General features: G+C 68.2%; 11 protein-coding genes. 4 read left to right on the top strand and 7 right to left on the bottom strand.

Annotated elements, in window-relative coordinates; all coding sequences use genetic code 11:
• Window positions 1-62 precede the first annotated feature (62 nt).
• A complete protein-coding gene (locus tag ABNQ39_RS13915) occupies window positions 63-1868 on the top strand; it encodes a DUF3369 domain-containing protein (protein ID WP_376958124.1) in 1806 nt (601 codons plus the stop codon).
• A gap of 45 nt (window positions 1869-1913) precedes the next feature.
• Here the strand turns inward: ABNQ39_RS13915 and ABNQ39_RS13910 are convergent, their stop codons facing one another.
• The 5 genes from ABNQ39_RS13910 to rpmI all read right to left on the bottom strand — a co-directional run bounded on the left by ABNQ39_RS13910 (window position 1914) and on the right by rpmI (window position 6937).
• Window positions 1914-2327, bottom strand: coding sequence for a response regulator (locus ABNQ39_RS13910; protein WP_376958123.1), 414 nt, complete (start codon window positions 2325-2327; stop codon window positions 1914-1916).
• A 373-nt stretch (window positions 2328-2700) separates the two neighbouring features.
• The gene (pheT, locus tag ABNQ39_RS13905) at window positions 2701-5112 is read right to left on the bottom strand and encodes a phenylalanine--tRNA ligase subunit beta (RefSeq protein ID WP_376958122.1); all 2412 of its coding nucleotides are present in this window, start codon (window positions 5110-5112) and stop codon (window positions 2701-2703) included.
• Between the two features lie 12 nt (window positions 5113-5124).
• Complete coding sequence (gene pheS / locus ABNQ39_RS13900; RefSeq protein WP_376958121.1) at window positions 5125-6192, bottom strand: phenylalanine--tRNA ligase subunit alpha; 1068 nt, start codon at window positions 6190-6192, stop codon at window positions 5125-5127.
• 136 nt (window positions 6193-6328) lie between these two features.
• Window positions 6329-6700: a 50S ribosomal protein L20 gene (gene rplT, locus ABNQ39_RS13895; RefSeq protein WP_098740681.1), complete on the bottom strand. Its 372-nt coding sequence runs from the start codon at window positions 6698-6700 to the stop codon at window positions 6329-6331.
• Between the two features lie 36 nt (window positions 6701-6736).
• The gene (gene rpmI, locus ABNQ39_RS13890) at window positions 6737-6937 is read right to left on the bottom strand and encodes a 50S ribosomal protein L35 (protein ID WP_012975158.1); all 201 of its coding nucleotides are present in this window, start codon (window positions 6935-6937) and stop codon (window positions 6737-6739) included.
• 521 nt (window positions 6938-7458) lie between these two features.
• Between rpmI and ABNQ39_RS13885 the strand changes: the two genes are divergently transcribed.
• Both ABNQ39_RS13885 and ubiB read left to right on the top strand, forming a co-directional pair.
• Complete coding sequence (locus ABNQ39_RS13885) at window positions 7459-8235, top strand: class I SAM-dependent methyltransferase (RefSeq protein ID WP_109049679.1); 777 nt, start codon at window positions 7459-7461, stop codon at window positions 8233-8235.
• Between the two features lie 6 nt (window positions 8236-8241).
• Complete coding sequence (gene ubiB / locus ABNQ39_RS13880) at window positions 8242-9780, top strand: 2-polyprenylphenol 6-hydroxylase (protein WP_376958120.1); 1539 nt, start codon at window positions 8242-8244, stop codon at window positions 9778-9780.
• Between the two features lie 43 nt (window positions 9781-9823).
• Here ubiB and ABNQ39_RS13875 read toward each other — a convergent pair whose 3' ends face one another.
• A complete protein-coding gene (locus ABNQ39_RS13875; protein ID WP_376958119.1) occupies window positions 9824-10750 on the bottom strand; it encodes a 2-hydroxyacid dehydrogenase in 927 nt (308 codons plus the stop codon).
• 79 nt (window positions 10751-10829) lie between these two features.
• Between ABNQ39_RS13875 and ABNQ39_RS13870 the strand changes: the two genes are divergently transcribed.
• Window positions 10830-11489, top strand: coding sequence for a pseudouridine synthase (locus ABNQ39_RS13870; RefSeq protein WP_376958118.1), 660 nt, complete (start codon window positions 10830-10832; stop codon window positions 11487-11489).
• Here the strand turns inward: ABNQ39_RS13870 and ABNQ39_RS13865 are convergent.
• Window positions 11431-13251 (bottom strand): acyl-CoA dehydrogenase C-terminal domain-containing protein, encoded by a 1821-nt coding sequence (locus ABNQ39_RS13865; RefSeq protein ID WP_376958117.1) that lies wholly within the window; start codon window positions 13249-13251, stop codon window positions 11431-11433. The genes ABNQ39_RS13870 and ABNQ39_RS13865 overlap by 59 nt on opposite strands.
• Window positions 13252-13266: the final 15 nt, after the last annotated feature.

Here is a 13266-nt window from a genome sequence, read left to right as displayed (position 1 = left end):
TGAACGACCGCCATGCGGGCCGGCCAAGCCCGTCCTCATGACCCTTTCACGAATGAAGAGCCATGACCGACGCCGACCCGACCGGACCTGAGGACGCCCCCCGCACCGATCCGGCATCCGAGCCGGCCCCCGAGTCGGCAGACGAGGATCTGGTCTTCCTCGACGACACCGCCCCGGAAGACGCCCTCGGAAATGGCCCCGAAGATGGTGCCGCCGCCGGGGAGGCGCCCGGCAGCCGCTGGACCATGCTGATTGTCGATGACGAGCCGGAGGTCCATGCGATCACCAAGCTCGTCCTGTCCGACTTCGCCTTCAAGGGCCGCAAGGCCCGCTTCCTGTCCGCCCATTCGGCGGCGGAGGCCCGGCGGATCCTGGCTCGGGAGAGCGACATCGCGCTGATCCTGCTCGACGTGGTGATGGAGACGGAGGATGCCGGCCTGCGGCTGGTCCACCACATCCGCGAAGAGCTGCAGAACCGCAACGTGCGCATCATCCTGCGCACCGGCCAGCCGGGACAGGCGCCGGAACGGGCGGTGATCCTCGATTACGACATCAACGACTACAAGGCGAAGACCCAGCTGACCGCCCAGCAGCTGTTCACCACCACGGTCGCGGCGCTCCGCTCCTACGAGGACATCGTGGCGATCGACGCCAACCGCCGTGGCCTGGAGAAGATCATCGAGGCGTCGTCGTCGCTGTTCCGCGCCCGCTCGATGAAGCTGTTCGCGGCCGGCGTGCTGACCCAGCTGTCGGGCCTGCTGGGGGTAGGGCCGGACGCCATCCTGTGCGTGCAGCGCGGCGGTGCCGGACGCCGGGGTAGCAGCAACCAGCCGGTCGAGGCAGCAACCGGCAACAGCCTCTATGTGCTGGCTGGATCGGGCCGGTTCGAGGATCTCATCAACGAACCCGCCGCCGGCCATGTCGATCCGGCGGTGCTGGCCGCGGTGACCGCCTGCCTGGAAAGGCGGGCGCATGTCTTTGCCGGCGACCATTGCACGCTCTACATCCGCACGCCGAACGACCGGGAAACGGTGGTCTACCTGCGCTCCAACCGGCCGCTGTCGGAGTTGGACCGCAAGCTGATCGAGGTGTTCTGCGGCAAGATTTCCGTCGGTTTCGACAATCTGCACCATTACGAGCAGCTCTACCGCGCCCAGCAGGGCACGCTGGCGGCGCTGGCCGATCTGGCCGAACGCGGCCGCGGCGCGCTGACCGCCGACGGACCTGCCAAGGAGGGGGCCGCCTGCACTGAAATGGGCGCGGATGCAGCAGAGGACGGGACGGGGGGCGACCGGTTCAGCCGGTCGCTGCGCATCGCCGCAATCACCGAACGGATCGCCCGCCGCCTGCATGCCGACGCTCTCTTCGCCGACACGCTGGACGAATCGACGCTGGAGATCATCGGCCTCGCGGCCATTCTGCACGACATCGGCAATGCCGCGGTGAACTCGGCGATCCTGTCGAAGCCCGGACCGCTCGATGCGGCGGAGCGCAGCGCCATGCAGGCCCACACGCTGGCCGGCGCCAACCTGCTGAACCAGGCGAGCCATCTGGCCGACGGTCCGACCCATCTTCATCTGGGGGCGGCGGTGGCACGCTGGCACCACGAGAACTGGGATGGCACCGGCTACCCCGACGGCCGCACCGGGGCGGCGATCCCGCTGTGCGCCCGCATCGTCGCCGTTGCCGACGCCTATGATGCCATGACGCGCGACCGGCCCTATCGTCCGGCGCTGGGCCGCGATCAGGCCGTGGATGAAATCCGCCGGCTGGCCGGTCTGCGGTTCGACCCGGCGGTGGTCGATGCCTTCCTCGCCGTGCTGCCGGAGATCGACCTGCCCCGTTCCGCAGCAGGACCGGCCGCCTGACGGGCCGGTTGCAGCAACCTCACCTTCACTCGGAATAAATCGGCCCTACCGGCTGCACAGCGCTTCGACCGCCTCGCGCAACGGCCCGACCTGAACCGGCTTCAACAGCAGCTCGCAGCCCATCAGTTGGGCCTCGTCGCGGCGCTCGGGCGTGCTGTCGCCGGTCAGGATGATGGCCGGGACCTGCTGCCCGGTTTCGGTGCGGACTCGCTCCACCACCTCGCGGCCGGTGCGGCCGGCCGGCAGGTAATGGTCGGCGATGATCAGGTTCGGCACCCGGCCCAACCCACCGAGCTGTGCCTCCAGCGCGGCGGCGCTGAGCGCCTTGACCACCTCGTACCCCCAGCCGTCCAGCAGAATCGCCAGCCCCTCGACGATCGAGCGGTCGTCGTCCACCACCAGGATGAGTGGCCTGCCGGACTCCGGTTTGGTTGCCTGACCGCCCGCTGGATCAACCATAGACTTCCCCCGCTTCGTCGCTTGCAGTGTGATGGGCATTCGACTTGCCAAGGCAATGCACGCATCGCCTGTGCCGTAATCGTGACATCGAACACATCGTGGGTCCACCGGGGACAAACAATCCTGCCCCCCAATCTTCCCATAGATCAACGTCCTGGCGTCAAACATTGAATTGCAACAAACAGCCCCAGAGTTTTCCCTTAGCGAATGCACTCGAGATTCATCAATCAGCAATTCATCATATGATTGCGCGGTGGGCTATCTTGAAGGAGCCTTTCGTGAATCCTTCAGGTAGGACAAACGAAAAGAGCCCCCGCCGAAGCGGAGGCCCTGTCTCTTACACAACGGTAATTTCAACCCCGGAGGGTTTTTCTCAAGCGCGTAGGCTTCCTCCGGTCGCCTTGACCACCGCCGCGACGATTTTCTGGCCGACGGCTTCGATCGCTTCATCGGTCAGGGTTGCGGTGGTCGGCTGGTAGGTGACCGACACGGCGACCGACTTGCGACCTTCACCCACTCCCGGCCCGTCATAGACGTCGAAGACTGCGACATCCTTGACCAGCGCCTTGTCGGCGCCCTTGACGGCACGGAGGATCTTGTCGGCCTCCACCTTGCGGTCGACGACGAAGGCGAAATCGCGCTCCACCGGCTGGAAGGCGGAGAGCTGGACCATCGGCTTGGCGGTACCACCCTTCTTCTTGGGCAGCGGCACGGCGTCCAGCATCACCTCGAAGCCGACGACCGGCCCCTTGACGCCCAGCGCGTCCAGCACCGACGGATGGATCTCGCCGAAGCGGGCCATCACGGTGGGGCCGAGTCGCAGCACGCCGGAACGGCCGGGATGATACCAGCCCGGCGCATCGGTGGTGACCTGCAGGTTGCCGGCCGGGGCGCCGACCGCCTCCAGCACCGCCAGCGCATCGGCCTTGGCATCGAACACGTCGACCCCGCGGGCCTTCTCCGACCAATGGCGCGGCACAGCCGCACCGGCACGGATGCCGGCGGCGACCGTATCCTGCCCGTCCGGCGCCGGGGTGCGGAAGGCCGCCCCGACCTCGAACAGGCGCACGTCGGCGAAGCCGCGGTCGGCATTGCGGCCGGCGGCCTGGATCAGGTTGGGCAGGACCGACGGACGCATGACGTCGAGATCGCTGCTGATCGGGTTGACCAGCCGCAGGCCGGGCTCGCCACCGCCGAACAGCCCGGCGACCGGGCCGGACAGGAAGGACCAGGTCACCGCCTCCGACAGGCCGCGGGCGGCCAGCGTGCGCTTGGCCAGCGCGACGCGGCGCTGCTTCAACGTCAGGGCCGGGCGGGTCAGCACCGTCTCGCGCGGCAGCGGCGTCGCCGGGATGGCGTCGAAGCCATGGACGCGCAGAACCTCCTCGACCAGATCGGCCTCGCCATGGACATCGGCGCGCCAGGACGGAACGCCGACGACCAGACGGCCCTCGGCATCCTCACTCTCGATGGTGAAGCCCAGATCGGTCAGGATCTGAACCTGACGCTCACGCGGCAGATCGACGCCACCCAGCGCGGCGACGCGGCCCGGACGCAAGCTCAGGCTGCGCTTCCACTGCGGCTCGGCCCCGGCGACCACCAGTTCCGACGGCTCGCCGCCGCACAGTTCCAGGATCAGTCGGGTGGCGCGTTCCATGCCGGCGAACACGGCGGCCGGATCGACGCCGCGCTCGAAGCGGTAGCGCGCATCCGAATCGATGCCCAGCCGGCGGCCGGTCTGCGCCGTGCGCACCGGGTCGAACAGCGCCGCCTCGACGAAGACGTTGACAGTCGCCTCGGTGCAGCCGGTCGGCTCGCCGCCGACGATGCCGGCCAGAGCCTCCGCCCGCTCGTCGTCGGCCACCACGGTCATGGCGGCGTCCAGCGCGTATTCCTTGCCGTTCAGCGCCGCCAACGTCTCGCCCTCGCGGCCCATGCGGACGGTGATGTTGCCCTTCACCGTGTCGGCATCGAAGACGTGCAGCGGACGGGCGGCGTCGAAGGTTAGGTAGTTGGTGATGTCGACCAGCGCCGAGATCGGACGCAGGCCGATGGACACCAGCTTGTCCTGCAACCACTTCGGCGACGGGCCGTTCTTCACGCCGCGGATATAGCGGCCGACGAACAGCGGGCAGGCCTCGGGCACATCGATGCTAACCCCGACCGGGCTGGCGAAGGTCCCCGCGACCGGCGAGGCGTCCAGATGCCCCTCGGTCAGCGGCTTCAGCGTGCCCATGCCGGCGGCGGCGAGGTCGCGGGCGATGCCGCGGATCCCGGCGCAGTCGGCGCGGTCGGGCGTCAGGTTGATGTCGATGACCGGATCGTTCAGCCCGGCATAGTCGGCGAAGCCGGCGCCGACGGGGGCGTCGTCCGGCAGCTCGATGATGCCCTCATGCTCGTCGGACAGCTTCAGCTCGCGCTTGGAGCACATCATGCCGTTCGACTCGACGCCGCGGATGACGCCTTTCTTCAGCGTGATGTCGGAACCGGGGACATAGGTCCCCTCCGGCGCGAAGACGCCCTTCATGCCGGCGCGCGCATTCGGGGCGCCGCAGACCACTTGCAGGGTGCCGGCGCCGGTATCGACCATCAGCACGCGCAGCTTGTCGGCGTCCGGGTGCTTTTCGGCCGAGACGACATGGGCGACGCGGAAGGGCGCCAGCTCCTTCGACCGGTCTTGGATGCCTTCGACCTCGAGCCCGAGGGCGGTCAGCTTCTCCGTGATCTGGTCGAGCGAGGCGTCGGTCTCCAGATGGTCCTTCAGCCAGGACAGCGTGAACTTCATGGGTCCGGCTCCTTAGCGCGTCAGGCCGTGGGCGATGTTGGGAATGTCGAGGGCGGCGAAGCCATAATGCTTCAGCCAGCGCAGGTCGGCTTCGAAGAAGGTGCGCAGGTCGGGGATGCCGTATTTCAGCATCGCCACGCGCTCCACTCCCATGCCGAAGGCGAAGCCCTGGTACTTGGTGCTGTCGATGCCGCAGGCTTCCAGCACGTTCGGATGGACCATGCCGCAGCCGAGGATTTCCAGCCAGTCGCCGTAATTGCCCAGCTTCAGCTCGCCGCCCTTGCGCGAGCAGCCGATATCGACCTCCGCCGACGGTTCGGTGAAGGGGAAGAAGCTGGGGCGGAAGCGCAGCGGCAGGTCGTCCACGTCGAAGAAGGCGCGGCAGAACTCCACGAGGCAGCCCTTCAGGTGCCCCATGTTGGTCGCCTCGTCGATGACCAGCCCCTCGATCTGGTGGAACATCGGGGTGTGGGTCATGTCGTAGTCGGAGCGGTAGGTGCGGCCCGGTGCGATGATGCGGATCGGCGGCTTGTTGTTCAGCATGGTGCGGACCTGCACCGGGCTGGTGTGGGTGCGCAGCAGCATCTTCTTCTCATCTGCGTCGGGCAGATAGAAGGTGTCGTGCATGTCGCGCGCCGGGTGGCCGGGCGGGAAATTCAGGGCGGTGAAGTTGTGGAAATCGTCCTCGATATCCGGCCCTTCGGCGACCGAGAAGCCCATCTCGGCGAAGATGGCGATCATCTCGTCCATCGTCTGGCTGATCGGGTGGATGCGCCCCTCGGTCTCGGGGCGGACCGGCAGGGTGACGTCCACGCGCTCGGCCTCCAGCCGCGCCTTCAGGTGGGCTGCGGCGAGGTCGGCCTTGCGCGCGTCGATGGCGGCGGCGATCTCGTCCTTCAGCGCGTTCAGCGCCTGACCGCGCTCCTTGCGTTCGTCCGGCGTGAGGTTCCCCAGCTCCTTCATGAAGCCGGTGATGCGCCCCTTCTTGCCGAGCGCGGAGACCCGCACCTCGTCCAGCGCCGAGAGGTCGGCGGCGGCGTTGACCTGCGACAGAAGTTCGTCTTTCAGCGCGTCGAGCATGGCGGTTCCCGGCAAGCGTGGGGAAGAAAACGGTGCAAAAAGAAAAAGGGAGCCGGCCCAGCGGCCCGGCTCCCTTCTCTTACAACTGACGCCGTGACGGCAAGCGTTCCCTGACATGCAGGAAACGCGAGGCGCGTTACGCGGCGGCCTTGGAGGCGAGCGCGGCCTGGGCCTGGTCCACCAAGGTCTTAAAGGCCTCCGGCTCGCGCGCGGCCAGATCGGACAGGACCTTGCGGTCGATCTCGATGCCGGCCAGCTTGATGCCGTTGATGAAGCGCGAGTAGGTCAGGCCGTACTGACGGACGCCGGCGTTGATGCGCTGGATCCACAGGCCGCGGAAATCGCGCTTCTTGTTGCGGCGATCGCGATAGGCATAACGAAGAGCCTTCTCGACCTTCTCGACCGCAATGCGGAAATTCTTGGAGTTGCGACCCCGGTAGCCCTTGGCGAGCTTCAGGATCTTGCGGTGACGGGCGTGCGTCGTGACGCCGCGCTTAACACGAGCCATGGTTCAGTCCTTCCGAAATTCTATGATATGCCGAGATCAGGCGTTGCGCAGCCAGTTCTTCAGCACCGTGCGGGCGTTGGAGTCGCACAGGGTCATCATGCCGCGCGCGTTGCGCTTCATGTTCGGGGACTTCTGTTCCAGGCAGTGGCGCTTGTAGGCGGCCTGAGCGCGGACCTTACCCGTGGCGGTCACCTTGAAGCGCTTCTTGGCGCCGCTCTTCGTCTTCAGCTTGGGCATTTTCGTTTCCTGGGTGGAAATGAGGCGGAATTCCAACGGACGGGTGGGCATGCCCTGAGCCTTCCGGCCCAGCCTCGCCGCCCGTGGAAGGCTGCGCTTATACGCGCGGGGACGGCGCGATGCAAGGGGGATGTGGCGGAGAGGCTTTCTGCAACGCCATGCACCCAAGGCTCCTCTTCGGCCTTCGCGGGGATGAGACGACGTTGGGGCAGTCCCAGTTTTGCCGGTCCCCCTCCTGCGGACACGCTTTCCGTGCTAGGATTTCAGACCCACCCCATGCGATGGAGCACCGGATGGAACATCGGCGGAAAACTGTTTCACCCTGTTCCATCCTGCATCGGACGGACGGCCCGCCGCCCAACCGCACCCCGTGGAACAGACACGCAAAACTGTTCCACGCCGTTCCATCGCAGACACCTCCCGGCCGGCGCCCCCCTCCGCCCTACGCCATTCGCCGCAGCGGCTTCCGCATTGCACGCCCCCGCTGGCGCATGGCCCCTGCCCGCGCTATCTTCCCGGCCATGAGCGACCGCATCCCCGACCCGCAAAAACCCGCGTCCGGTGCCGAAGGCAACTGGTTCGGCTTCACCCCCGTCGATCCGTCCGCCAAGTCCGGGCTGGTCCGCGCCGTCTTCGACAGCGTGGCGACCAACTACGACCTGATGAACGACCTGATGTCGGGCGGCATCCATCGGCTGTGGAAGGACACGCTGATGGAGATGGTGGCGCCCAAGCCGGACATGACCCTGCTCGACGTGGCGGGCGGCACCGGCGACATCGCCTTCCGCTTCCTCAAGAAGGGCGGCGGGGCCGCGGTGGTCTGCGACATCACCGAGGCGATGGTGCGGGTCGGCCGCGACCGCGCCATCGACCGCAACATCCTGTCCGGCGTGCAATGGACGGTCGGCGACGCGGAACGGCTGCCCATCGCCCCGCGCTCGGTCGACGCCTACACCATCGCCTTCGGCCTGCGCAACGTCACCCGCATCGACGAGGCGATCAAGGAAGCCCACCGCGTCCTGAAGCCCGGCGGCAAGTTCTACTGCCTGGAATTCAGCCACGTCGTGCTGCCGGTTCTGCGCGAGCTGTACGACGTCTATTCCTTCCAGGTGCTGCCCTTCATGGGCCGCGTGGTGGCGAAGGACGAGGCGAGCTACCGCTATCTGGCCGAGAGCATCCGCCGCTTCCCGCAGCAGGCCGATCTGGCCAGGCGGATCGAGGCGGCCGGCTTCGGTGCGGTGCGGGTGCGCAACCTGTCGGGCGGCATCGCCGCCATCCATTCCGGCTGGCGGATCTAGGCTCCCGTGTTCCGCATCCTGCGCAACCTGATCCGGATGGCCGTCATCGGCCGGACGGTCGCCCGCCACGACGCCCTGCCCACCAGCCTGCTCGGCACCGCCCCCGGCCTGCTCTGGCTGTGGCGCCGGGTCGCCCGCAAGGGCGTGCCCGGCCGCGAGGGCGAGCGGCTCGCCCGCGCGCTGGCCGAACTCGGCCCCACCTACATCAAGCTGGGCCAGCTGCTGTCCACCCGTTCCGATCTGGTCGGCGAGCGGATGGCGGTCGATCTGGCCGAGTTGCAGGACAAGCTGCCGCCCTTCCCCGGCCATCAGGCCCGCGCCATCGTCGAGGCGGAGTTCGGCCAGCCGGTCCAGGCGCTGTTCCAGAGCTTCGACGACAAGCCGGTCGCCGCCGCCTCCATCGCCCAGGTGCATTTCGCCGTCACCGCCGACGGGCAGGAGGTGGCGGTCAAGGTGCTGCGTCCCGGCATCGAACAGGCCTTCGAGCGCGACATCGACCTGTTCTACCGGCTGGCGGCGCTCGCCCAATGGGTCCTGCCCAGGCTGAAGCGGCTGCGTCTGACCGAAATCGTCGACACTTTCGCCCGCACCTCGCGGCTGGAGATGGATTTGCGGATGGAGGCGGCCGCCGCGTCGGAGCTGGCGTCGAACTTCAAGGACGACGACACCTTCAACGTGCCGAAGGTCGATTGGGAACGCACCGGCGGCCGGGTGCTGACGCTGGAGCGCATCCGCGGCTTCAAGGTGGACGAGCCGGCCCGCATCTCCGCCGCCGGTTTCGACCGCGACGAGATCCTGGCGATGGCCTCGGCCAGCTTCTTCAATCAGGTCTTCCGCGACGGCTTCTTCCACGCCGACCTGCATCCCGGCAACCTGTTCATCAATGAACAGGGCACCATCACCGCCGTCGATTTCGGCATCATGGGCCGGCTGGACCGCGAGACGCGCTATTACCTTGCCGACATGCTGATCGGCTTCCTGACCGGCGACTACCGCCGCGTCGCCGTCGTGCATTTCGAGGCCGGCTACGTGCCGCGCCACCAGTCCATCGAGATCTTCACCCAGGCCTGCCGCGCCATCGGCGAGCCTTTGCAGAACAAGCCGCTGGCCGACATCTCGGTCGGCCGGCTGCTGGCCCAGCTGTTCGCCGTCACCGAACAGTTCGAGATGGAAACCCAGCCGCAGCTGCTCCTCCTGCAGAAGAGCATGCTGACGGCGGAGGGCGTCGGCCGGCTGCTCAACCCCAACATCAACATGTGGGAGCTGGCCCGGCCGCTGATCGAGGAGTGGATGCGCGAGAACCGTGGGCCGGAAGCGCAGTTCATCAACGATGCCGGCGCCATCCTGAGCACCGTCCGCCGCATTCCCGCCCTGGTCAGCGAGGCGGAGCGGGTGACCCGCGACATTTCGGAAGGCGGCGTGCGCCTGCACCCGCAGACCGTCCGCCAGATGCTGAACGGCTGGGAAACCCGCCGCCGCTCGGACCGCGCCGCCCTGTGGGTGATCGCGGCCCTGCTGGCGGTGATCGCGGTTCAGATGTTGTGATGTCGTCGAGCGTAAGCCCTGGCCTACGCTCGATAGGAGAAGGTCAGTAGCCGCGGCTGCGGTCCACCAGATTGGGTATCGGCCGGCCTTCGCGGAGCGCCGTCACCGCGGTGGCCACCTGCCCGGCGCACAGCGACGGGTGGGTGACCCCGGCGACATGGGGGGTGATGCGGACCCGCGGATGGCGCCAGAGCGGATGGTCCTCCGACAGCGGTTCCGTCGCGAAGACATCCAGGCTGGCGCCGCGCAGATGCCCGCTTTCCAGCGCATCCAGCAGGTCCGACTCGACCAGATGCCCGCCACGGGCGGCGTTGACGACCACCGCCCCCTTGGGCAGGGCGGCGAACAGGCCGGCATTCATGATGCCGCGGGTCTCGTCGGTCAGCGGCAGCAGGCAGACCAGCACATCGCACTGCGGCAGCATCGCCGCCAGCCCGTCGGGACCGGAGAAGCTCTCCACCCCCTCGATGCTCTTGGGGCTGCGGCTCCAGCCCATCAGCCGGTATTCCAGCGTCCGCAGCGTGCGGGCCGAGGCCGCCCCCAGCTCGCCCATGCCCAGGATGCCGACCGTCACCTCGGACGCCGGACGATGGTCCAGCTGTTCCCACCGCGCCTCGGCCTGGAGAGCGGCGTAGCGGTCCATCAGCCGGTGCCAGTACAGAACTTGGAAGACGACGTAGCCGGCCATGTCGGCCGTCAGCCCGTCCGCCACCATGCGCACCAGCGGCACGTCCGGCAGGGTCGGATCCAGCAGGATCGGCTCCACCCCGGCGCCCAGCGACACGATCAGCTTCAGGTTGGGCAGGGTCGCCAGCATGCCGGCCGGCGGCTTCCACACCACCGCGACCTCGATGTCGGCGACGTCGCCGGTCTCGGGCCAGACACGCATCTCCAGGTCGGGAAGATGACGGGCGATTTCCCGGCGCCAATCCTCGGCGCTGTCGCTGGCGGAGCAGAACAGAAGCGTCACGGCCGAACCCCTGCTATCTAGATCGGTGTTGGGGTGCGAACGATAGCGCCTTTCCCGAACTCCGCAAGGAAGCAAGCCAGTGCCGCGCCTGATCCTGCTGAACAAGCCCTATGGCGTGCTGCCGCAATTCACCGACGACCAGGGCCGCCCGACCCTGGCGGAGCTGGTTCCGGTGAAAGGCGTCTATGCCGCCGGCCGGCTCGACCGCGACAGCGAGGGGCTGCTGGCGCTGAGCGACGACGGCCCGCTGATCGCCCGCATCGCCTCGCCGGCCAACAAGATGCCGAAGACCTACTGGGTGCAGGTGGAAGGCGTACCGACCGACGAGGCGCTGGAAGCGCTGCGCCGCGGCGTCACGCTGAAGGACGGCCCCACCCTGCCGGCCGAGGCGCGGCGGATGGACCAGCCCGAGTCGCTGTGGCCGCGCGATCCGCCGGTGCGCTACCGCGCCGCCATCCCCACCAGCTGGATTGCGCTCACCATCCGCGAGGGACGCAACCGGCAGGTCCGCCGCATGACCGCGGCGGTCGGTTTCCCCACCCTGCGGCTGATCCGCTGGGCCATCGGCGACTGGACGCTGGACGGGCTGGCGCCGGGGCAGTGGCGGGAGATCCCCCAACCGCCCGCGACTCCCTCGACTGGGGCAAAGACCCCGGCACCAACCGGCAAGCGCGGCCCGGTCAAGCCGCGCCGAACAGCTGCTCCTCGCTCAGCGCCATCACGCTCGCGGAGCCGTTGACGACGGTCGCCCGCAGCGCCGCAGCCTTGGGCAGCACATGGGTGGCGTAGAAGCGGGCGGTCAGCGGCTTGGCCGACAGGAAGGCGGTGTCGGCATCGCCCTCCGCCAGCCGCTCCGCCGCCACCTTGGCGGCGCGGGCAAGCTGCCAGCCGCCGACGACCACTCCCATCAACTCCAGCAGCGTCACCGACGCGGCGGCCGGCAGGCGCGGATCCTGCTTCGCCGCCGTCAGCACCCAGGCAATCGCCTGTCTGGCCTCATGCACCGCGCTGACCAGTTCGGCACCGGTGACGCGCAGCGCTTCGTCAGTATGGCCTGACAGCTCGCCAGCCAGCGCCGCGATCTCGTCCAGCAACCCATTGGCCGCCGCCCCGCCATCGCGCAGGAGCTTGCGGTTGATCAGGTCGTTGGCCTGGATGGCGGTGGTGCCCTCGTAGATCGTGGTGATGCGGGCATCGCGCAGGTGCTGGGCGGCGCCGGTCTCCTCGATGAAGCCCATGCCGCCATGGACCTGCACACCGTCCGACGCCAACTGCTGGCCGGTCTCGGTGCACCAGCCCTTGGCGATGGGGGTCAGCAGATCGACCAGCAGGGCGGCGCGGCCGCGGGTGGCCTCGTCGGCATGATGGTGCGCCACGTCCACCGCGGCGGCGGCGGTGTAGAGGATGCCGCGCATCGCCTCGATCCGCGCCTTCATGCCCATCAGCAGGCGGCGGACATCGGGATGGTTGACGATGCCCTTCGACTGGCCCTCGGTCCAGCCCAGCGGCTTGCCCTGCACGCGGTCGCGGGCATAGGCCAGCGCCTGCTGATAAGCGCGCTCGGCGATCGACAGGCCCTGCATGGCGACGTTCAGCCGGGCATGGTTCATCATGGCGAACATGTATTCCAGGCCGCGGTTCGGCTCGCCGACCAGGAAGCCGGTCGCCCCGCCCTCGTCGCCGAAGGACAGCACGGCGGTCGGGCTGCCGTGGATGCCCAGCTTGTGCTCCAGCGACACGCACTTGACCTGATTGCGGTCACCCAGGCTGCCGTCCGGATTGACCAGGAATTTCGGCACGACGAACAGGCTGATGCCCTTCACGCCGGGAGGCGCATCGGGCAGGCGGGCCAGCACCAGATGGACGATGTTCTCCGTCAGGTTATGGTCGCCGTAGGTGATGAAGATCTTCTGCCCGGTGACGAGGTAATGGTCACCGTTCGGCACCGCGCGCGACCGCGTGGCGGCGAGGTCGCTGCCCGCCTGTGGCTCGGTGATGTTCATGGTGCCGGTCCACTCGCCCGAGATCATCCGGGGCAAATAGAGGTCCTTCAGCGCCTCCGAGCCATAGAGCTGAACCGCGTTCACCGCTCCCTGCGTCAGCATCGGGCAGAGTGCGAAGGCCATGTTGGCGGAATGCCACATCTCCTGCACCGCGGTGTTCAGCAGGTTGGGCAGCCCCATGCCGCCGCGTGACGGATCGAAGGGCAGCCCGTTCCAGCCGCCTTCCACCAGCGCCTGCCACGCCGTCCCCCAGCCCTCCGCCGTGCGGGCGACGCCGTCGGCGCCGAGCTTGGCCCCTTGGACATCGCCGATGCGGTTCAGCGGCGCCAGGACATTCTCGGCGATCTTTGCCGCCTCGCCCAGGATGCTGTCCACCATGTCGGGGCTGGCATCCTCGAAGCCGGGCAGAGCCGCCACCTCGGCCATGCCGGCGAGGTGGTCGAGGACGAAGCGGATCTCTTTCAGCGGCGGGGTGTAGGGGGTCGCGGCGGCGGTCATGGGGGACCTCTTCGG

Origin of the sequence: Azospirillum sp. A26 (genome assembly GCF_042604635.1) — a bacterium.
Lineage (GTDB): Bacteria > Pseudomonadota > Alphaproteobacteria > Azospirillales > Azospirillaceae > Azospirillum > Azospirillum palustre.
This window is presented reverse-complemented; position numbering and strand designations above follow the sequence as displayed.

Coding starts and splice junctions, on each gene's coding strand:
- rpmI (WP_012975158.1), bottom strand. CDS start 6,937: ATGCCCAAGCTGAAGACGAAGAGCGGCGCCAAGAAGCGCTTCAAGGTG.
- ABNQ39_RS13915 (WP_376958124.1), top strand. CDS start 63: ATGACCGACGCCGACCCGACCGGACCTGAGGACGCCCCCCGCACCGAT.
- ABNQ39_RS13885 (WP_109049679.1), top strand. CDS start 7,459: ATGAGCGACCGCATCCCCGACCCGCAAAAACCCGCGTCCGGTGCCGAA.
- ABNQ39_RS13910 (WP_376958123.1), bottom strand. CDS start 2,327: ATGGTTGATCCAGCGGGCGGTCAGGCAACCAAACCGGAGTCCGGCAGG.
- pheS (WP_376958121.1), bottom strand. CDS start 6,192: ATGCTCGACGCGCTGAAAGACGAACTTCTGTCGCAGGTCAACGCCGCC.
- ABNQ39_RS13865 (WP_376958117.1), bottom strand. CDS start 13,251: ATGACCGCCGCCGCGACCCCCTACACCCCGCCGCTGAAAGAGATCCGC.
- rplT (WP_098740681.1), bottom strand. CDS start 6,700: ATGGCTCGTGTTAAGCGCGGCGTCACGACGCACGCCCGTCACCGCAAG.
- pheT (WP_376958122.1), bottom strand. CDS start 5,112: ATGAAGTTCACGCTGTCCTGGCTGAAGGACCATCTGGAGACCGACGCC.